Source organism: Amycolatopsis sp., from assembly GCF_025464955.1.
In the GTDB taxonomy this organism is placed as follows: domain Bacteria; phylum Actinomycetota; class Actinomycetes; order Mycobacteriales; family Pseudonocardiaceae; genus Amycolatopsis.
Map to the genome: position 1 here is coordinate 105,160 of NZ_JAODNM010000023.1, position 19,300 is coordinate 124,459.

The following is a 19,300-nucleotide window of genomic DNA, read 5'->3' on the forward strand; positions in this document are numbered from 1 at the left end:
CCGGTGTTGGATCTCATCGTCATCGGAGGCGGGCCGGTCGGCGCGATGGCCGGCAACCTGGCCGGTCGCGCCAGGCTCACCGCGGTCGTCCTCGACCGCGCTCCCGCTGTGTTCGACCTGCCCCGCGCGATCCACTTCGACGCGCACATCATGCGGATCCTGCAGCAGACCGGGTTGGCCGGTGAGCTGCTGCCGGACGTCCGGGTGTGGAAACGCAGCACCTTCTACGGGGCTGACGGGGAGCCGATCCGGGTACACGACTGGCCCAGCGATCGGCCTTACGGCTGGGACGCGCACTACCTGTTCTACCAACCGAAGCTTGAGGCGGTCCTGCGCGCGGGGCTTGCCCGATTCGACGACGTCGATCTCCGGCTCGGTGTCGAAGCCGTGGCGGTCGAGCAGCACGACGACCACGTCACGGTGACCATCCGCGACCCTGCCAGCGGCGAGGTGAGCACGCTGTCCGCGCGGTACCTGATCGGGGCGGACGGAGCCGCGAGCTTCGTGCGAACCAGCAGCGGAATCCGTTTGGTGGACGGCGATTTCGACGAGCCGTGGCTCGTGGTGGATCTGAGTTGTGCCCGCGAGATCGGCCGGCCGGACGAGTCGGAGATGTTCTGCGATCCGACTCGGCCGGCGACGCGAGTCCCCGGCCCTGGCCGGCACCATCGCTGGGAGTTCATGCTGCTGCCGGGGGAGACCCCGGAGGAGCTGCAGCGTCCGGAGCGCATCCGGGACCTGCTCGCCCCCTGGGTCGGCATGGACGAGGTCGAGATCATCCGCGCGTCGGTCTACCGATTCCATTCCCTGATCGCCGAGAGCTGGCGACGTGGTCGCGTGTTCCTCGCGGGGGACGCCGCACATCAGACTCCGCCGTTCCTCGGCCAAGGGCTGTGCCACGGCCTGCGCGACGTCCAGAATCTGGTCGGCAAGGTCGCTGCTGTCCAGGCCGGGGGACCGGGAGGGCCGCTGCTGGACAGTTATGAGGCCGAGCGGCGACCGCATGTCGAACGCATCATCGGCATGGCCGTCGCCGCCGGGCGGGAGATCTGCGTGCTCGACCCGGCCGAAGCACACGAGCGTGACGCCCGGATGCGGCGCGCGGCGCGTTCAGGGGAGCTGCCCCGGACGACGTTCCAAGGCATGCCACCGCTCACCGGCGGCTTATTCGCGGACACGCCCGGGGCGGGGGAGCTCTTTCCGCAGCCGGCGGTGTTCGACCGGGAGGAGCGGCTGGGGATGTTCGACGACGTCCTGCCGCCGCGTGTCGTGGTGGTGGCACGTGGTGATGCGGTGTCCGAGATCCGGGCTGTCGCAGACCGGTCCGGGGTTCCGCTCGTGGCCGTCGACGATCCCGGCACCGGTCATCTCGTCATCCGCGACGAGCTGGTCGGCGACTGGTTCACTCGGCACGGCGCGCGGTTCGCGGTTGTGCGGCCGGACCGGTACGTGCACGGCACGACGGATTCGGCCGAGGCGGCGACGGCGATGATCCGGGCCGCGTGCACGTACTTTCCGTGCTCCGGCTGACCGGTCAGGGCCGCCGGGCGACGACGGCGCGACCGTGTTTGGCGTGTGCCCGCGCCGCAGACCGCGCGGCCGTCACGTCGCCACGGACGATCGCGTCGGCGATGTCCGCGTGGACCTTCGCCCGGCCGTCGCGCAGCTTCTGTGGATCTTGGCCGGGCAACGGCGTCAGCTTGGGTGCACTGGACTGGACGATCTCCAGCAGGCCGCGATACAACGTGCGGAGCATCTCGTTGTCGCACAGCTCGGCGATCTCGGCGTGGAATTCGAGGTTGCGGCGGTAGAACTCCGCGGTGTCCGTCGCCGCCCGCATGCGGTCCAGTGCCTGGAGCATTCCGTCGAGCTCGGGCGCGCGGTGTGCCGCCTGGGCGGCATGGACGATCACCGCGCTCTCCAGGATGTCGCGCACCTCCAAGGCTTCGACGACCTGGTTTTCCGAGCCGGACACCGCCATCATGCTGCGCGCGAGCCGGACACCGACCGCGGGTTCGGCCACGAAGACGCCGCCGCGGGGCCCGGTTTTGGTGACCACCCGGCCGCGGTCCTCCAGTAGCTTGATCGCTTCGCTCACCGTTTGCGGCGCGACCCCCAGCAGCTCACCGAGTTCCCGCCGGGTCCCGAGTCGTACACCGGGTTCGAGCCGGTCTTGGACGATTCGGCGTTCGACGGCCTGCGCGGTCGATTCCGCGCGGGATTCACGCCGCGGCATGTCATAGGCGAGGTCAGCGGCTTCCGACATGGACCGAGTATATCAGATATGTCGAATATGGATATTTACCCACTAGCGCCATCAGGTGCACTGTAGTGCAATTTAGCACTACAGTGCACCTCAGTGAACGGGAGAAGGCCATGACAACGAACAACGACGTAGGACAGGTTCCCTTCAGCCGCGGCTGGCACCGGATCGGCGAGCACACCTGGACCTGGCTCGAACCGGACGGCGGCTGGGGCAAAGCGAACGCGGGCCTGGTGACCGCCCAAGGCCACGGGCTGCAGATCGACACACTGTTCGACCTGCCCCACGCCCAATACATGCGGGACTCGCTCGCCCTCGCCACACCCGGCGTCGAGATCACGACAGTCGTCAACACCCACGCGGACCCGGACCACTGCTGGGGAAACCAGCTCTTCGGCGAGGCCGCCATCACCGTCTCCGAGCACACCGCACACGAGATGGCGCACGGCCATCAGCCCGAACCCTGGCGCCGGCTACTGGCCGACGACCGGGACTCGGCGCTGCGGCGCTACCTGCACGAGCTGAACACCGACTTCGCGTTCGACGACATCGCACTGCCGGCACCGAGCCGCACCTTCACCGGAATCCTCGACATCGAGGTCGGCGACCTCACCGCCCGCCTTGTCGACGTCGGAGCCGCGCACACCGAAGGCGACACCTTCGTCTGGGTCCCCGAGGACGAGGTTCTGTACTCCGGCGACCTGTTGTTCTCCGGTATCCACCCGGTCATGTGGGGCGGCCCGATCGAAAACTGGATCGCCGCCTGCCGCACCATGGAAGACCTGCGTCCGCGAGTGGTCGTTCCCGGGCATGGCCCGCTGATGGACTTGAACGGGATCGCCGAGTTTCGCGGGTACCTGGACTACCTCGGCACGGAGGCGACCCGCCGTTACGAGGCCGGGATGCCCCGGCGGGAAGCGGCCGCCGACATCCCCGTGGACCGCTGGAACTGGGGATCGCCCGAACGGGTCGCCGTCACCGTCGCCACGATGTACCACCACCTGGACGAAGCACCCCGGATTCCGTTCGAAGCGATCCTTGCCGAGGAAGCGGGTCTCGCCAACGGTTCGCAGCAACAGTCGCGGATCACTCCGTTGCGGGCCGCGGAGCGCGACGACCGCGCGTCGGACCTGCTCCGTCTACCGCGGTCGGACGGCGAACTCACCCGGCGGCTCGCGGACCATCCGCCGCTCAACCTGTTCTCCGTGCTGGTGAAACACCCGGACCTCCTCGAAGACTGGCTGCCGCTGGCCATGCGGGTCACCAACGGCGTACTTCCGGCGGCGGACCGTGAACTTGTCACCCTGCGAACCGCGCTGCGCTGCGGATCACGCTACGAGTGGGATCAGCACGCCCCGGTCGCCCGCGCCGCCGGTCTCAGCGAATCGGACCTCGCCAGGATCGTCAATGGACCCGGAGACTTCGGCTGGTCCTCCGCGCAGAGGGCGCTGCTTCGCTGTGTGGACGAACTGCACGCGATGTCCACAGTCACCGAGGTCACGTGGCAAGAATTGGCGGCGCACTATGACGAACGTCAGCTCATCGAACTCGTCATCCTGGTCGGCCACTACCACGAAGTGGCTTTCGTACTGAACGCTCTGCGCGTTCCCCGCGACGAGTGGACCGGCCCCAGTACCTTCCCCGGCGTACCGGCCTCCTGAACAGGTTTCGGTAGTGTCAGTCCCCTACTCCCAGGATGTGTCGCGCATGGATCAGCCAGTGCCAGAAGACCGCCGCGACCGCCGCCGGCGTGAGGTGCGTGCACGCATCGAGGCGGCCGCGCTGGATCTGTTCGCCGGTGGGGGCTACCGCGCGACGACCATGGACCAGATCGCGGCGAACGCGGACACGGCACGGCGGACACTGTTCAACCATTTCCCGCGCAAGCGGGACATCCTCGACATCTGGAGCGACCGCCGCCGTGAACGCCTGGCGTCGATGTTCGACGACGACGCGCTGGCCGACCTGCCGGCGAGGGAACGGCTGATCCGGCAGTTCGACGCACTGGCTAAGGTCAATACCGATGATCCGGTGCTGGCGCGGGTCATCGTGACCGGCAGGCTCGCCGAAATGGAAGCCGTCGAGGAGCCCTTGCCGGTGTTCGCGGCCCTGGAGAAAACCGTTGAACTGGGCCAGCAGGGGGGAGAATTCACGGTCCGGGTGCGTGCCGGCGTCATCGGCGAAGTGCTCACCGGTTGCTACGCCGACACCTTGCAGCGATGGGTTTTCGCCGGCGAAGCTACTGCCATCGACCTCGGCGACACCTTGCGCGTCAAGTTGGACCTGATTCTGGACGGAATCGCGAGCAGCCAGCGGTAAGGAAACGCTGACCGGCGGATGCTCGAAACGCGGGTCGGTGAAGATCTGGACGTGCTCCCGCCGAGGTTGTTCACCAAGGTCGTCACCGGGCCGAAAGCGAGTGCGGCCGCGAACACAGTGAGGGAATGGTCGGCGGTGGCGAACTCCAGATCGGTGGAAACCAGATAGTTCTTGTTGATATTGCAGCAGCCAGGGTAGGTCAGGCCATAGGGCAGGTATCCGTAGGTGTCGCGGGCAGAAATCAAAGGCAAATCACTCGGTGATACTCACTCCTTTGTTGTGCAAAAAGTAACCAGTGTGGCCTATATGGTGTTTTCGGGCCGGGTGCACTTCATGAAACTGCGGCATCACCCACGACGGCCACCACAGGTCCTCACAGGTCCTCATCCTCGTCGTACACGCGGCGGCCGGCGAACCAGGTCTGCCGCACACGCGTCGCGTGGATCTGTTCCACCGGGATCTCGAAGATGTCGCGGTCCGGCGTGATGAAGTCGGCGGAGAACCCGGCCTTGATGCGCCCGATCTCCTGTCCGAGACCCATCGCGCGCGCGGGATTGACGGTGTGGGCGCTGCATGGCGATGATGTCGTTCATCGGATTCGGGAACCACAGCACGGGGGAGGCGTCGGCCACCACGTCCAGCTCACGGAACCGGGCCACGTCATCGGCGTCGACGAACTCCGGGTGGGCGATGTGGAACACCGCGCTGTGGCCGTGCCGCTCGCGCATGGTTGCCACGGCGTCGAGCGCCTGCCGCACGGTGCCGTCCGCGGTCGCGTGCAGTTTGACATGCAGGCCACGGGAGACCGCCGCGTCGAGCACGTCGAGCAGTTCGCCGTCGCTGAACAGGCCGTGGCCGGAGAATGCGCATTGATGAGCCGACGGTGCCCACGGATCAGGCTTGTAGGGCTCCAGGAACTTCGACGTGCGGGTCATCGGCACTCCGTCGAGAACAGCCTTGACGAAGTCCGGGCGCACATGGGCGGAGCGCCGTTGCCCGGCGGTGTCGAACAAGGCCACGCCGACCGGTCCGGACTCGACGAACTCTCGGGCCGGCAATGATCCCACGATCCACGCGTCGAGGGCACCGGCTTGGTCGAGTTCGACGAACACGTCCAGCCAGGCTCCCATGGTGGCGGCGTCCTGGGTCGCGGTGACGCCGACCGAGTTGAAGATCGACACCGCCGTTCGGGCGGACACCAGGTCTCTCGCGTGCGCGTCCGGCATGCTGCGGCGTACCGCCAGCTCCGCTGCTGTCGACGGTGCTTCGAGTAGTTGGCCGACGAGGACGCCTTCCGTGTCGCGCACGTATCGACCGTCCGCCGGGTCCTCGGTGGTGGCATCGACCCCCATGATCTGCAGGGCGCGGGAGTTGACCCAGCGGTTGTGCAGCGAGTCGTCCCGCAGCAGGACGGGCCGTCCGCGCGCGGCCTCGTCCAGGGCGGCGAGTGCTTTCCGGGTCGCGATCGACTGGAACACCGGGCTTATGACGGTGCCACCGACGACCCAGTCGTCGGGGCCGATCTCACCGGCCTGGTCGGCCACCGCGCGCAGTATCTGCGGTAGATCCGCCGCTGGGGGCAGGGTCAGCTCCCAGGCTGACTGCTGCCCACCGAAGCCCAGATGGGAGTGCGCGTCGACCAGGCCGGGCATGATCATCCCTCCTGCGGCGTCGACCACCTGGGTGTCGGCGCCGATCAGGTCGTCGACGTCGGCATCGGCCCCGACGGCGATGATCCGGCCGTCGCGGACCGCGAACGCCCGCGCTCTCGGCCCGACGGTCCCGGACTCGGCTGCCTGCGCGAGGGTTCATGCTCTGCTGCTCCCGGTTCTGCTAGGTCGGTGTTCAAAGCCAGAAGGTGGACCTCGCCCGTGTTGCACCATTAGTGCAGATTGGCACTGGAGTGCAAATATCAGCCGAGGAGGCGGAGGCTGCCGGCCGGAGCCGCGTCCGGCCGGCAGACCGGTGGGGTGGTCAGTCGCAGGAGGTGAGCATTTCCTGCCGCGGCGGCCATTCCACGAGGGAACCGGCGGCCTTCTTGAAGGCGTCCATGTGCGCGGTCTTGTGGTGCGCAGCGAGCGCGGCCGGACTTGCCCAGCGTTCATAGACCACGACGGTGTCGGGCGCGTCCTTGGCTTGGTGCACCAGGTAGGCCAGGCAGTCGTCCTCCTGGCGGGTGTCTTGTGCCACCGAGCGCATCAGCGCGCGTACCTCGTCCGCGTGGCCGGGGAGCGCTTTCATCGTGGCGACCGCGCAAACGGTGGTGTCCTGCTCCGGTGCGAGGGGGCCGGCGCCGAGCCAGGGCGACTCGAACTCGACGGCGGATTGGCCGAGCCCGTGGGGTTGCCGGGTGTAGAACCGCAGCCGCTGCCCGTCGGGGTCGGTGACCACCAGCAGCCAGCCCACCATCGCGACGATGGCCGGCGAGTGCGGGACACCGAGGGCGTCCAGGTGGGCGGTCCAGGCGTCCAGCGCCGGGCGGTCCTCGATGGTGAGGGTGAGGAAGTCGTAGCCCTTCAGCGCGACGGCGGTCGCCGGGTCCAATCGCAGTTCGACTTTGCCGTCGATGCCGGGGACGTCGAGGATCACCGCGAAGAGGGTGCCGTCGGGCCGGCGGTGGTCCAGTTCGGTCAGTCGCCGGGCGCCGAGGACCTCGCTGTACCACCGGGTGCTGCGTTCCAGGTCGGTGACCGGCAGCTTGATGTGGTGGATGCCGTGGTGGGCCGGGGTTTCCAGGTTACTCATGATCGGATCAGCTCCTGTTCGGAAGGGCAGGCGGAGCGGTCGACGGTGGTGCCGTTCCGCCAGATCGTGGTGATGTCGCGCAATACTGTGATGTCGTCGAGCGGATTTCCGTTGACCAGTACCAGATCGGCGCGCAGTCCGGCGGCGATGCGGCCCCGGTCGTCGAGACCGAAGGCGTCGGCCGGGGCCGCGGTCGCCGCGATCAGTGCCTCGGCCGGGGTGAGGCCGGCCGCGACCAGCAGGCCGAGTTCGCCGTGGTAGCTGATGCCGTGGGTGGTCGGATGGTCCCCGCCGGTGCCGTCCGTGCCGGCCAGCAGCGGGACTCCGAGCCGGAACATCCGCATGGACGCGTCGGCGGCGTCGGAGGTGCGCACTCCCAGCGGTCCCATCCGGCTGCCGGGGTCGATCGCGCGGATGCGGTCGAGGCCGGCCAGCCACTCCGGATCGGCGTACGGCCGAAGCCTCGGATCCCGCGCCAGGTCGAACTCGGGGGAGGACGTGCTCATCCCGGCCAGTGGTGGCAGGGTCGACACCACGGTGCTGCCCGCGGCCGCCACGGCTTCGATCAGTTCCTGGTCGGACGGTCCGTCCGACGGCGGATGCGCCAGGATGTCGACGCCGCAGGCGATCGCCTGCCGCACCGCGCCGCGGGTCCAGGTGTGGGCCGCGGTGCGCAACCCGTGTGCATGGGCCGCCTCGACGAGAGCAATCACTGTCTCGTCGGACATGGTCGGCATGGGCTTCCCGGCCACCGTGCCGTCCTCGATGAAGATCTTGAGGTGGTCGGCGCCGTCGGCGACCCGGTCCGCCACGAAATGCGCCGCGTGGTCTGGGCCCTCGACGGTGGGAAAGGGCTTGAGCATGCCGATCTCGACCAGTTGGTGGGGATGGCCGCCGGGCGCGGTGGCCCCGGTGGTGGCGATGCGGAGGTCGGCGACGTCGTCGCGCTCGCGGGCAACAGCACGCAGCCGGCGGGACAGTTCGGGTTCGCCGCCCATGTCGAGTTCGGTGGTGACTCCGAAGACCAGTGACTGGCGCAGCTGGGTGGCGCTGGTGGTGTGGACGTGGGCGTCGATCAGGCCGGGCAACAGGGTCTTGCCGGTGCCGTCAACGACGATGGCGCCCGGCGGGCCGGCCAGATTCGGGCCGGTCGCGGCGATCAGGCCGCCGTCAATCAGGACGTCCTGTCCGGGAAGTCGTTGTCTGCCGTCGAAAACGGCGACCTGGCGAATGAGGGTGGGACTGGCCATGGCCGTGTCCTCCAGTGCTCGGTGGAGTTATCGGGTGGGGTTCATCGGCAGGTGCGACGACAGCTGGTCGAGCACCTTCTCCGGCTCGCTCGCGACGCCGTACGCGGCCAGGTAGCCGTCGGGCCGCACCAGCAGCGGCGACTCGAGGCCGGGAACGTGGCGGACGGCCAGCACGCCGTGCTCGCCGGTGTGGTCCGGTTGGTCGAGGGCCAGGGTCCAGTGCAGGCCGGTGGCGGGGACCGCGTTCGGTGATACGCGGGCGCCGACGCGGGGGAGGCCGCGGTCGGGTTCGCTGGTGTAGCCGAGGTCGAGCTGGGCGAGCTTCGTCGTGATCCATTCGGTGACGCCCGGAGCGGTCGCGGCGGCGGCGAAGACGCGGTTGCGCAGTTCGCCTTCAGCCGGGTCGCGCAGGTTGGCCAGTTTGGCGAACTGGCTGGTGAACGCGACCAGTCCGGCCGCGATCGGGTGCCGCTCGTCGTGATAAGTGTCCAGCAGCGCCACGGGTGCCAGTCCGGTGAGGACAGCGTGCAGTTTCCACGCCAGATTGCCGGCGTCCTGGATGCCGGTGTTCATGCCCTGCCCGCCGGCCGGGCTGTGGGTATGGGCGGCGTCGCCGGCCAGGAAGACCGGGCCCTCGCTGAAACGTTCGGCCACCCGCTCTTGGATGCGGTAGTTCGAGGCCGACACGACCTCAGTCACCTCGATGTCGTCAGAGCGCGGGCCTCGTTCGGTAAGCAGCCGCCCGACCTCGGCCGCGGTCGGGGCGGCCGGGCTCTGCGCCGGGCCGACTATGCGGTGCAGGCCGCCGGCCAGTGGGGAGACGAGCAGCATTCCCGCCGCGGACAGGAAAAACGTGGTGTCTTCCTTGGGCACGGCGCCCGAAGCCGAGTTCACCCGGATGTCGGCGATGGCGAACAGCTGCTCGGGTGCGTTGCCGGGGAAGCCGATTCCGGTCGCTGTGCGCACCGCGCTGTGGACGCCGTCGCAGCCGACCAGGTAACGGGCCGAGATCGAGCGCAGCACGCCGTCCGGCCCGGCGATCGTGGCAGCAACACCCGGGAAGTCAGGGGTGTAGCCGAGGAACTTGTGTCCTCTGTGGGCCATGCCGCCCAGTTCCTCGAGGTGGGCGAGCAGGTGTGTTTCGGTGGTCTGCTGGGAGATCAGCAGCACAAAGGGGTAGGGCGTGTCCAGATTGTCGTAGGACGCGCTGAGCAAAGTCTGCGTCCGGTCGTGCAGCCGGAAGCCCCGGCCACGGTCGCCGGCCTGGATCAGCCGGTCGGCCACCCCGATCCGGTCGAGGTACTCCAGTGCTCGTGGCTGGATCGCGGCGGCTTTGCTGCCGGGCTGGACTTCGTCGTAACGATCGATCAGGACGTGGTCCACGCCCAGCTGGCGGAGGCTGGCTGCCAGTGCCAGGCCGGCCGGGCCCGCGCCGACGATGAGCACGTCGGTCGTGGTGGGCAGGGCCGGGGTGATGGATGACGGCGCCATGGCGGCCTCCTGGAAGTGTCGGTCTGCGGCGAGGGCACAGGCCACATCGCCTTAATGGAAACGCTCGTTCCTATTTCAAGGACAACGTAGCACCGAAGAAAGGCTAAGGCAAACGATCGTTCCCTTTTGTAGTCCGTAGGGTGACGGACGTCCCGCAGTGGCCGCGGAGGTTGGTCAGAGCACGATCACGACGCGGCCCAGCGCCTGGCGCGAGCCGAGCCGGGCGAAGGCGTCGTCGACCTGGTCGAGGCGGTACTCCGAGTCGATGCGGGGGCGGACGTCGCCACGATCGACGGCCGCCAGCGCGGCGGCCGCGTCCGCGAAGGTCGAACCACGCGAGCCGACCACGCTCAGTTCACGACCGGCCAGGCCGGTGGAGTCCATCCCGAACTTGAGCCCCGGGGTGTACCCGCAGCACACAACGCGTCCGCCATCGGCGAGCAGGGATACCGCTGTGTCGAAACCCGCCCGGCTGCCGGTCGCCTCCAGGATCAGGTCCGCGCCTTCGGCCGACCATTCCCGCAGGGAAGCGGTGTCGTCGAAGGCCACTACGCGGTCCGCGCCGTCGGCCAGCGCGACTTCCCGGCGATGCGGGTTGCGGTCGACGACGGCGACCTTCGCCCCCGCGCCGGCCGCGATCTGGACGCCGTTGAGTCCCAGTCCGCCCGCGCCGATCACGATGACGCGTTCGCCCGCCTTGAGCCGGCCACGTCCGTGTAGCGCGTGCCAGGTCGTGGCGACCGCGTCCATGCTGACGGCGGCCGCTGCGAAACTCGTGTGCTCGGCGAAGGGGATCAGGCTGGTCTCCGGGACGGCGAGATACTCGGCGAGGCCACCTTGCCGGTCGAGTCCGACTAGGGCGATGTGGGCGCAGGTGTTGGTGTTTCCCCGCGCGCACGACGCGCACCGTCCACAAGTGAGATAGGGGTGGCAAGCCACGCGGGTGCCGGGTGGGAGTGCACCGTCCGATGTGGACACCACCTCACCGGCGATCTCGTGCCCGATCACCGCGGGCAGTGCCAGGCCGGGCCGCATCTTCCCGCCGGCCACCTTGAGATCGGTGCCGCACAGGCCGGCGGCCCGGACCCGGATCAATGCCTCGCCCGGACCCGGTCGGGGTCGCGCGAGGCGGGTCAGGGCAAAGGAAGTGCCGAATTCCTTCAGCAGTGCGGCAGTCATGTCGGTCATGTCGTGATACCTCCGGGTTAGGGGATCGACGACCGGTGCGCGCGCGGTCAGTTCGTCCCGGCGGCCGTGCCCAGCGCGGCGAGACCGGAGATGAGCTGTTCGGCCGGAACCGGGTCGACCAGGTGCTGGTTGACGATCAGTCCCGGCATCAGCGAGACCAGTACCGTCGCCACGTCGTCCGGGTCCGTGTCGGCCGGCAGGTGCCCGGCGGTCCGCCAGCGGACGGCGAGTCCGGTCAGATGGCCGTGTACGCCCCGGTAGAAGGCGCTGGTCTGTTCGGCCACCGCGGGCCGGCGCAGCGCCTCGGCCCAGGAATGCATGGCGATCTTCGACAGGTCGTAGTCGAGTCCGGCCGTCCGGTTCGCCAGTTCGCCGAGCAGTCCGGCGAGGACGTCGGCGGGGGCCGGCGTCGGTTCGGTGTTGAGCATCCGGGCGAAGAAGGCGCTCAGCAGGGTGAGCACCTCCTCCGCCGAGGCCTCGATCAGCTCGTCCTTACTGCGGAAGTAGCGGTAGACGGCACTGGAGGACATGCCGGTGGCTGCGATGATGTCGTCCATGGACGTTGCGTGGAACCCGTCACGGGAGAAGCACGACCAGGCGCTGGTCAGGACGTGCCGGCGGCGCTGGTCGCGGAGCTCGGTGCTGAGACGGGGCATGTCGCCATCCTAAACAGGAACGATCGTTAAGGCTTGAGTGACTTCCTGTGAGCCTGTGCGCTCAGCCGCCGGGCCGTGGACTGGTCGATGCCGGCCAGTCCACGCAGGCCGGCCAGCACCTGTTCGGTGCTCACCCGGTCCGCGGTGTGCCGGGCGACCAGCATTCCCGGCATGAACGTCGCCAGCGCGATCCCGACGGCTTCCGGGCTCGCCTGCGGCGCGAGCAGGCCCGCGTGCTGCCAGCGGCGGGCGAGTGCGGTCAGCTGGGATCGCATCTCGCGGTAGAAATCGCCGGTGCGCTCGCGCAGCTGCGGTTGGCGCAGCGCCTCCGACCAGGCCTGGATCGCCACCCTGGACAGGTCGTATTCCCCTGTGTTGTCAACACCGTTGCCAAGGCTGCCGTCCACCGGTTCCACGATGGTGGCGATCGTGGTGGCGACGTCGGGCACGGGCTCGGTGTTCCGCAGTCGGTCGAACAGCGCGCGGAAGACGGCCATGGACTCTTCGCCTGCCGCATCGATCAGCTCGTCCTTGCCGCTGAAGTACCGGTAGACCCCGCTGGCGGACATGCCGGTCGCGGCGATGATGTCGTCCATCGACGTCGCGTGGAACCCGTTGCGGGAGAAGCAGGTCCACGCGCAGGTCAAGATCTGACGCCTGCGCTCGGCTCGGCGCTGTTCGGTAATCCTCGGCACCGGCTCATCCTAAACGGGAACGCTCGCTTGCGTAAGTAGGCGCGTCATAGTTATGCTCATCTCACACGAAAACATCCGTTCCTGTTTGCGTGACGCCTCACGGAGCAGCGTGAGGCGCGCGAACGAAGGGAAGGCGTATGACGCAGGCTGTGAGTTCGCCACCGCTGTCCGTTCGGGCGAGCCCACACGAGCTGGCGGCAAGGCCGCACGAAGCCGGGTTGATCAACGGAACTTCTTCGGGGACGGCTACCAACCGCCGGAACACCTCCGCCGGCCCGGCGGAGCGGGGCCAGGTCACCGCCGGCCCCGGGCCGGTGATCGACGTGCGGCTCACCACCACGGACGAAGAGCAGGAGCGGCCGTGCGTTTCGTGACCTATCAGGACAGTCGGCGTACCGGACTCGGTGTGCGGACCGCGGAAGGCATTGTGGCCACAGGATATTCGGACTTGCGCGAGTATCTCGCGGCCGGCGAGGCGGCGGTCGCGGACCTCGATCGCCGTCTCGCGGGCGGGGTGACCGTACGGCCCGACCTGATGCTGACTCCGCTTCCCGAGCGCAGCCAGTTGATCTGCGTCGGTGGCACGAGGTCGAACTCGCCGTTGTCGTCGGCCGCACCGCCCGGCACATTTCCGCCGCCGACTACCTCGACTACGTGTTCGGCTACACCGTCGTCAACGACATCAGCGCCCGTGACGTGATGATCCGCGAGCACCTGCAGATCATGCTGTGCAAGAGCGCCGACGGCTTCCTGCCGATCGCCGAGGAGATCGTCACCGCCGACGAGGCCGACGGGCCTTCGGCGAGTACGTGGGTGTTCGGGTTGTGCCACGTTAGGCCAACAACGTTTCACAACCCGAACACCGGGTGTTTGCTGCGTCGGCGGTGTTGGTGAACTGCTGGTGTGCGCAGCCTGCGGGTCAATCAGTGCGAGCGCGGATCCGTTCGCCTGCAGGCAGTGCGTGCTGCCGAAACCCTTGAGCGCGCCATCGCTCAAGACGAACTGCTGATTGGTGCCGTCCGGGGCAGTCCCACACGATCTGGTCTGTCCAGTCGTTGCCTGCTGGCGGAACCATCCAGTCGCCCGCCTGAGTCCGCGCCGACGAACTTGTTCGACATGGGCAGCGCGGTCGAGTGCGCCCGACACATGGACGGGAACGCGGCACGCCTGGTCATCTCGGTGGCAGACCGGCCCGGTTCGACGTATTCGTCGACGATCGTCAGGTCGGGCTGCTCAGCCTTGCGGTGGCACGCGGCGCGTTGCACCGGGATCGAGGTGCCCTCCGGGTAGCAGCCCCGTCCGACCTGCCTCGTCGATGACATTCGCAGGTAGATCACCGCTCGTTGACAGCAGGGTGCGGGGATGTAGCGCCTCTGTTCATGGCGCTGAGTCCAGCAAACGACCGGCGTCCAGTGACCGCGCAGCACGACGGCACCAGTCAGCCTTCGTAGCTGTTGCGCCAGGCAGGTTTAGTCAGACCGGCAGGCTGTGCGACGAGGCCGGCGCGCACCGGCGGCTACATCGTTGTCTAGGAGTTCACGGAGAATCGGCGGGCGGCGGCGAAGTTGGGGCGGCGCTTCTCCAGGAACGAAGAGATGCCTTCACTGCCTTCGGGAGTGGCCGCGAGTGAGGAGATTCCGTGTGCCTCGGCGATGAGGTGTTGTTCGAGCGCGGTTGTGCCCGCGTCGCGGACCAGCCTGACCGAGTGGGCCTGTGCGGCCCGAGCGCCGGTTGCCAGGGCCGCGGCCAGGGTGAAGGACTCGTCCACGACGTCGTCGGCCAGGCGGCTGACCAGGCCACAACGTTCGGCTTGGTCAGCATCGATCAGGCGGTTGGTGAGGATGAGGTCGGCGGCTCGGGCGGGGCCGAGGGTGCGGGTCAGGGCCCAGGACACGCCGCAGTCGGGGGAGAGGCCCGCGGCGGTGTAGGAGACGCGGAAGCGGGCGTCGCGGGCTGCGAGGACGATGTCGCCGGCGAGGGCCAGACCGATGCCGGCGCCGGCGCAGGCGCCTTGGACGGCGGTGACGACCGGCGTTTCGAGTGCTCGCAGGCCGACGACGGCCTCGTGCATGGTGGCTGCGAGTTCGGCGATGAACTCGCTCGGCGCGGGGGCAGCAGCGAAGCTGCGGAGGTCGCCGCCGACGCAGAAGTTGTCACCCTCGGCGTAGAGGACGACGGCGCCGAATTGGCGGCCGGTGCCGAGTTCGTCGACGGTGTCACGCAGGACCCGGGCGAAGTCGAGGTCGATCGCGTTGTTTCGGTCGCCGCGGGCGAGTTTGAGGCGAGCGACCTCGTCGACGACTTCCAGGGTGACTGGTGCGCCGCTCACCCGGTCACGTCCCGGCCGATCAACTGGCGCGCGACGAGCCAGTGCTGGATCTCGTTGGCACCTTCGAAGATCTCCAGGATCTTGGAGTCGCGGTAGAGCTCTTCGAGGCGGAAGGTTTCGCCGGTTTCCGAGACTTCCCGCGCGAAGCCGTAGCCGCCGTAGACCTGGATGGCGTCTCTGGCCATGTCTGCCGCGAGCCTGGTCGCGTACGCCTTGGCCATCGCGGCTTCCGGTTCGGGGGCGCGCTCGCCGGCGTCGACGCGCAGCGCGGCCTTCTGGTACAGCGTCCGGGCGCACTCGAGTTCCGTGGCGCGTTCGGCGAGTCGGTACTGCCAGTGCTGCATCGCGCCCAGCGGCTTGCCGAAGAGGTGGCGGCTGCGCAGGCGGGCGACGGCGAGGTCGAGTGCGGCCTGGGCCACACCGACCCCGGCCGCGGCGATCCCGATCCGGCCGTAGGTCAGGCAGGCGAGCGACACGGACAGTCCTTTGCCGACCGCGCCGAGGACGTTTCCCTTGGGCACCAGGACGTTGTCGAAGACGATGTCCGACGTCAGCTGGCCGCGGTGGCCCAACTTGAGGTCGGGCTTGCCAATGCGGACGCCGTCGCTGTGCTTGAGGTCGACCAGGATCATGGTCATCGACCCGCCGGAGCGGCACAGGACCGCGGCCCAGTCGGCGACCGCGCTGTTGGTGATCCAGCGCTTGCGTCCATTGAGGACGAAGTTGTCGGCTGTCTCTGTCGCGGTGGTCCGCATGGACTCCACGGAGAGGTCGCTGCTGGCGTCGGGTTCGGTGGTGGCGAAGGAGAACACGAGCTCGCCGCTGATGAGCCCCGGGATCACCCGCGCGCGGAGTTCGTCGGAGGCGAAGGACAGCGCCTTCGGCACGAGGATGCACTGGCCGTCGTAGACACCGGCCATGCTGCTGCTGTGGTAGGCGATCTCTTCGGTCGCGGTGCACGTGCCCAGCAGTGGATGTGCCAAGCCGCGACCGAAGTCGGAACCGAAGGGAATGGCGAAGGTGCCGGAATCGGCCAGGCCGCGGAAAGCCTTCCAGGGGAAGCTGTCGACGCTCTCCTCCCGCGAACCGATCTCGCGGGCGTAAGGGGCGACCTTCTCGGTGACCGTGGCGCGGACTTCTCCGCGCAGTGCCACGATCTCTTCGGGGATACCGAGGTCGTGCCACATGTGGTCCTGGGTGCGGGGCACGTCGGCCGGGGCAAGTGGGCTCAAGATGCGGACTCCTCAACGGCGTCGATGCCTGTCAGGGGCCAGTGTCACCCTCGGACCGCCAAACAGTCAAGCCTGACTGTCTCAGTGGGCCCGGCCGCGGGTCAGCCAGATCGACACGGCCTCGGCGCGGTTGGCGGCGCCGAGCTTGCGCAGGATGTGCTTGGCGTGGGACTTCACCGTGCCCTCGGAGATCACCAGTTTGCTCGCGATTCGGCCGTTCGTGTCGCCGGCGGCCATGAGCCGGACGATCTCGGTTTCACGCCGCGTGAGCATGGTCTCCCGGTCGCTGGGCTGGGCCGGAACCCGGGCCAGCCGCTGCTGGTTCGCGCCGTCTTCCCGCATGAGTGTGCTCAGGCCGTCGCCGTGGTCGAGCACCGCCGCGCGCAGCTGGGCCAGCTTGTCCAGCAGGATCGACCGTTCCAGGACGTAGCCGAAACCCTCGGCGAACACCGCCAGCAGGTCGCGGTCGAAGCCGTCGAGCGGACCGGGGTGGAAGAACCGGTCGCCGTGCAGGAAACCGATGACCTGGGACCGGGGCATCACCGGGGCCGCGACATAGGTGCGCGACTGCGAAGACTCCGAGACCGCGCGGTGGACGCGCGGGCGCTCCTGCGCGTTGGTGACGAGGATCGCCCGGCGGCGGCGCACGATCTCGGTCTCGAACAGATCCGGCACCAGCTTCTCGGGATTGTCCCGGCCTGCCTGCAGAATCTGGCCGGCCCAGGCCTCGTCGCCCTCGACGTGCAGGGTCTCGGTGACCCACATCGCCTCGTGGATCCGGGAGAAGATCGCCCGGTCGAAGCCCAGCAGGCACACCGTCGCGGGCACTGCCTCGATCAGGTCCGCCACTGACTGGATCTGCTCGAAGCGGCTGAGTGCGGCGCGGACGTCCTGCAGCGCGGAGGATTGGCGGACTTCCTGCTCGCGGCGTACTTGATCTTCGGCGTCCTTCGCCTGCAGCGCCAGGGAAAGGAGGTCCTGGGCACCGTCGAGGCGGTCGAAGCTCTTCTGGTCGCCCTGCATCGCGGCTCGGACGTTGTCCCAGACGCAGCCGAGTGCGCCGATGGCGCCCGGTGTCGCGTCGATCTCCGCGGAACAGGGGAGGTTGTCGACGTCCAAGAGCTCTTCGGCGCGGGTAACCACCGCGAGCACTGCGGCGCTGGCCGATGTCGATGTCGATGTCGGCTTAAGGCTCTCCATGTGCAGCCCTCCTTTGGGCCATTCGGCGCAGTGTAACAGTCAGGTGTGACTTGTACCACGAGTATGCTCGGCGGTGTGTCAGAGACCCCGGCCTTGACCACCAGGCGTGAGCAGCGAACCATCGACAGCTGGACCCGGATCCTCGACGCGGCGGTGGAGTGCCTCGTCGAATCCGGGTACCAGGGCGCGTCGACGGTGGAGATCCAGGCCCGCGCGGGCGTCTCCCGCGGCCGGCTGCTCCACCACTTCCCGTCGCGGGACGCTCTGCTCTTGGCCGCGTCCCACCACCTGGCGACAGGCAGGGTCCAGAGCGTCGCGACGCAGTCGATGGCAGCCATCACCGCGGGCGCGGCCACGGGCAAGCGCGTCGACCAGGCCGTCGAGCTGATGTGGACGACCTATCAGCAGCCGTACTTCTGGGCGGCGACCGAACTCTGGATGGCCGCCCGGCACAACGACGACCTCGGCGTCGCGCTGCGGCCCGCCGAGCGGGAGCTGTACGTGGCCATCAAAGTGGTGGTGGACCAGATGTTCGGCCCGGTGTTCATCGCCCGGAAGCGGTATCCCCTGGTCCGCGAGCAGTTGCTGACCAGCATGCGCGGCGTCGCGCTGACGTACTCCTTCGACGCCCGGGACCCGAAGTCCGATCCGCATCTCGCGCAGTGGAAAGAGCTGGCACGCGCGCTTCTCCAGGACTAGGACGCGTCACCGGCTCGCCTTCCGTTTGTCGCTGTGCCAGATGGAGACGGCCTCGGCGCGGTTGGCGGCGCCGAGCTTGCGCAGGATGTGCTTGGCGTGGGACTTCACGGTTCCCTCGGAGATGACCAGCTTGCTGGCGATCCGCGCGTTGGTGTCGCCGACGGCCATGAGCTCGAGGACGTCGACCTCGCGGCGGGTGAGCCTGGATTCGGGCGGCCAGTCGTCGGCCCGGCCGAACTGGCGCGGCACCGCCGCGGGGGCGTCGAGCGGCCCCAGGCTGAGGCTCCCGTCCTTCTCGCTCATGATCGAATTGAGGCCCTCGCTGTAGTCGAGGACTTTGGAGCGCAGATCGCCGAGCCGTTCCATGAGAATCGCCCGCTCGAGGGCGTACCCGAAGCCCTCGGTGAAGATCGACAGTACATCGCGGTCGAAGTCGGTCAGCTCGCCCTTGTGGAAGTAGCGGTCCGCGTGCAGGAAACCGATTACCTGGGCGCGCGGCATCAGCGGCGCCGCAACGTAACTCCGTGAGCCGGAGGCATCGGCGACGGCTCGGTGGACCCGCGATTCCTGCTGTACGTTCGTCACCCGGACCGCCCGCTTCCGCCGGACGATCTCGGTCTCGAACAGACCCGGCACCAGCTTCTCCGGATTCTGGCGGCCTGCTTGGAGAATCTCCTCGGCCCACTCCTTGTCCCCCATGACGTGCAGTGCTTCGGTGACCCACATCGACTCGTGGATCCGCGACAGGATCGCCCGGTCGAAGCCCAGCGTGCACACGATCGCCGGGGTCGACTCGATCAGATCGGAGACCGAGTCGCTCTGCTGGAACCGGCTGAGCGCGCCTTGGACATTGCGCATCGCCGAGGACTGCCTGACCGCGCGCTCGCGTTGGACCTCGTCCTCGGTTTCCCTGACCTGGATCAGAAACGGGACCAGGTCCTCGGCCGCGGCCAGGCGGTCGCCGGGCCGGCGGTCACCCGAGGCGACGGTGCGGACGTCGTCCCAGATCGCGGCGAGTGCCGCCGAAGCGGCCGGGAGGTCGTCGATCTCGGTGGGCGGCGGTAGACCCGGGGACGAGAGCAGGCTGTGAGCCTTGTCCAGCACGTCGAGTACTTCCCCGAGTGCCTGCCCGGAGATCGACCGCTCGTAGATGCGATCGGCCACCTGCCGGGCGTGCTCCTCCCCGTCCTCCGCGGCGGCGTTGTCTCCAGCGCCTTCGGTAGTCACAACGGG

Annotated in this window: 19 protein-coding genes and 1 pseudogene; 6 read left to right on the plus strand and 14 right to left on the minus strand. The window is 68.5% G+C overall.

Going from position 1 to position 19,300, the window contains the following annotated elements; genetic code table 11:
* Window positions 1–3: 3 nt before the first annotated feature.
* On the plus strand, window positions 4–1,530 hold the full coding sequence (locus JWQ81_RS03535) for a bifunctional 3-(3-hydroxy-phenyl)propionate/3-hydroxycinnamic acid hydroxylase (protein WP_297537379.1): 1,527 nt from the start codon (window positions 4–6) through the stop codon (window positions 1,528–1,530).
* 4 nt (window positions 1,531–1,534) lie between these two features.
* On the opposite strand, the gene JWQ81_RS03540 is transcribed toward JWQ81_RS03535, so the two are convergent.
* Window positions 1,535–2,266, minus strand: coding sequence for an FCD domain-containing protein (locus tag JWQ81_RS03540; RefSeq protein ID WP_297537380.1), 732 nt, complete (start codon window positions 2,264–2,266; stop codon window positions 1,535–1,537).
* Window positions 2,267–2,376: 110 nt separating this feature from the next.
* On the opposite strand from JWQ81_RS03540, the gene JWQ81_RS03545 reads away from it, so the two are divergent.
* A complete protein-coding gene (locus tag JWQ81_RS03545; RefSeq protein WP_297537382.1) occupies window positions 2,377–3,924 on the plus strand; it encodes an MBL fold metallo-hydrolase in 1,548 nt (515 codons plus the stop codon).
* Between the two features lie 46 nt (window positions 3,925–3,970).
* The gene (locus JWQ81_RS03550; RefSeq protein ID WP_297537384.1) at window positions 3,971–4,582 is read left to right on the plus strand and encodes a TetR/AcrR family transcriptional regulator; all 612 of its coding nucleotides are present in this window, start codon (window positions 3,971–3,973) and stop codon (window positions 4,580–4,582) included.
* A gap of 373 nt (window positions 4,583–4,955) precedes the next feature.
* On the opposite strand, the gene JWQ81_RS44775 is transcribed toward JWQ81_RS03550, so the two are convergent.
* The 8 genes and pseudogenes from JWQ81_RS44775 to JWQ81_RS03585 form a co-directional block, all read right to left on the minus strand.
* The gene (locus tag JWQ81_RS44775; RefSeq protein ID WP_366942249.1) at window positions 4,956–5,123 is read right to left on the minus strand and encodes an amidohydrolase family protein; all 168 of its coding nucleotides are present in this window, start codon (window positions 5,121–5,123) and stop codon (window positions 4,956–4,958) included.
* A gap of 19 nt (window positions 5,124–5,142) precedes the next feature.
* Window positions 5,143–6,261: pseudogene (locus tag JWQ81_RS03555) on the minus strand (amidohydrolase family protein); the annotation flags it as partial.
* Between the two features lie 295 nt (window positions 6,262–6,556).
* Window positions 6,557–7,327 (minus strand): antibiotic biosynthesis monooxygenase, encoded by a 771-nt coding sequence (locus JWQ81_RS03560; protein WP_297537388.1) that lies wholly within the window; start codon window positions 7,325–7,327, stop codon window positions 6,557–6,559.
* The gene (locus JWQ81_RS03565; RefSeq protein ID WP_297537390.1) at window positions 7,324–8,577 is read right to left on the minus strand and encodes an amidohydrolase family protein; all 1,254 of its coding nucleotides are present in this window, start codon (window positions 8,575–8,577) and stop codon (window positions 7,324–7,326) included. The genes JWQ81_RS03560 and JWQ81_RS03565 overlap by 4 nt, the downstream gene beginning before the upstream one ends.
* Before the next feature lie 27 nt (window positions 8,578–8,604).
* Window positions 8,605–10,068, minus strand: a complete 1,464-nt coding sequence (locus JWQ81_RS03570; protein WP_297537392.1) for an FAD-dependent monooxygenase — start codon at window positions 10,066–10,068, stop codon at window positions 8,605–8,607.
* Between the two features lie 174 nt (window positions 10,069–10,242).
* On the minus strand, window positions 10,243–11,256 hold the full coding sequence (locus JWQ81_RS03575) for an alcohol dehydrogenase catalytic domain-containing protein (RefSeq protein ID WP_297537394.1): 1,014 nt from the start codon (window positions 11,254–11,256) through the stop codon (window positions 10,243–10,245).
* A gap of 47 nt (window positions 11,257–11,303) precedes the next feature.
* Window positions 11,304–11,912: a TetR/AcrR family transcriptional regulator gene (locus JWQ81_RS03580; protein ID WP_297537396.1), complete on the minus strand. Its 609-nt coding sequence runs from the start codon at window positions 11,910–11,912 to the stop codon at window positions 11,304–11,306.
* 26 nt (window positions 11,913–11,938) lie between these two features.
* Window positions 11,939–12,607: a TetR/AcrR family transcriptional regulator gene (locus JWQ81_RS03585; protein ID WP_297537398.1), complete on the minus strand. Its 669-nt coding sequence runs from the start codon at window positions 12,605–12,607 to the stop codon at window positions 11,939–11,941.
* A gap of 137 nt (window positions 12,608–12,744) precedes the next feature.
* Between JWQ81_RS03585 and JWQ81_RS03590 the strand changes: the two genes are divergently transcribed.
* Window positions 12,745–12,981, plus strand: coding sequence for a hypothetical protein (locus JWQ81_RS03590; RefSeq protein WP_297537399.1), 237 nt, complete (start codon window positions 12,745–12,747; stop codon window positions 12,979–12,981).
* 196 nt (window positions 12,982–13,177) lie between these two features.
* A complete protein-coding gene (locus JWQ81_RS03595; RefSeq protein WP_366942255.1) occupies window positions 13,178–13,501 on the plus strand; it encodes a fumarylacetoacetate hydrolase family protein in 324 nt (107 codons plus the stop codon).
* A gap of 98 nt (window positions 13,502–13,599) precedes the next feature.
* On the opposite strand, the gene JWQ81_RS03600 is transcribed toward JWQ81_RS03595, so the two are convergent.
* From JWQ81_RS03600 to JWQ81_RS03615, 4 genes are all read right to left on the minus strand, one after another.
* Window positions 13,600–14,034, minus strand: a complete 435-nt coding sequence (locus JWQ81_RS03600) for a recombinase family protein (protein WP_366942250.1) — start codon at window positions 14,032–14,034, stop codon at window positions 13,600–13,602.
* 101 nt (window positions 14,035–14,135) lie between these two features.
* Complete coding sequence (locus JWQ81_RS03605) at window positions 14,136–14,936, minus strand: enoyl-CoA hydratase/isomerase family protein (protein ID WP_297537403.1); 801 nt, start codon at window positions 14,934–14,936, stop codon at window positions 14,136–14,138.
* Window positions 14,933–16,168 (minus strand): acyl-CoA dehydrogenase family protein, encoded by a 1,236-nt coding sequence (locus JWQ81_RS03610; RefSeq protein ID WP_297537405.1) that lies wholly within the window; start codon window positions 16,166–16,168, stop codon window positions 14,933–14,935. Before JWQ81_RS03610 ends, JWQ81_RS03605 begins: the two co-directional genes overlap by 4 nt.
* A gap of 81 nt (window positions 16,169–16,249) precedes the next feature.
* Complete coding sequence (locus JWQ81_RS03615) at window positions 16,250–17,368, minus strand: LuxR C-terminal-related transcriptional regulator (RefSeq protein ID WP_297537407.1); 1,119 nt, start codon at window positions 17,366–17,368, stop codon at window positions 16,250–16,252.
* 75 nt (window positions 17,369–17,443) lie between these two features.
* Here JWQ81_RS03615 and JWQ81_RS03620 point away from each other — a divergent pair, with 75 nt between their 5' ends.
* Entirely contained in the window at window positions 17,444–18,067 is a 624-nt protein-coding gene (locus JWQ81_RS03620; RefSeq protein WP_297537409.1) for a TetR/AcrR family transcriptional regulator, read from the plus strand.
* A 6-nt stretch (window positions 18,068–18,073) separates the two neighbouring features.
* Here JWQ81_RS03620 and JWQ81_RS03625 read toward each other — a convergent pair whose 3' ends face one another.
* On the minus strand, window positions 18,074–19,294 hold the full coding sequence (locus JWQ81_RS03625; protein WP_297537411.1) for a LuxR C-terminal-related transcriptional regulator: 1,221 nt from the start codon (window positions 19,292–19,294) through the stop codon (window positions 18,074–18,076).
* Between the last annotated feature and the right edge of the window lie 6 nt (window positions 19,295–19,300).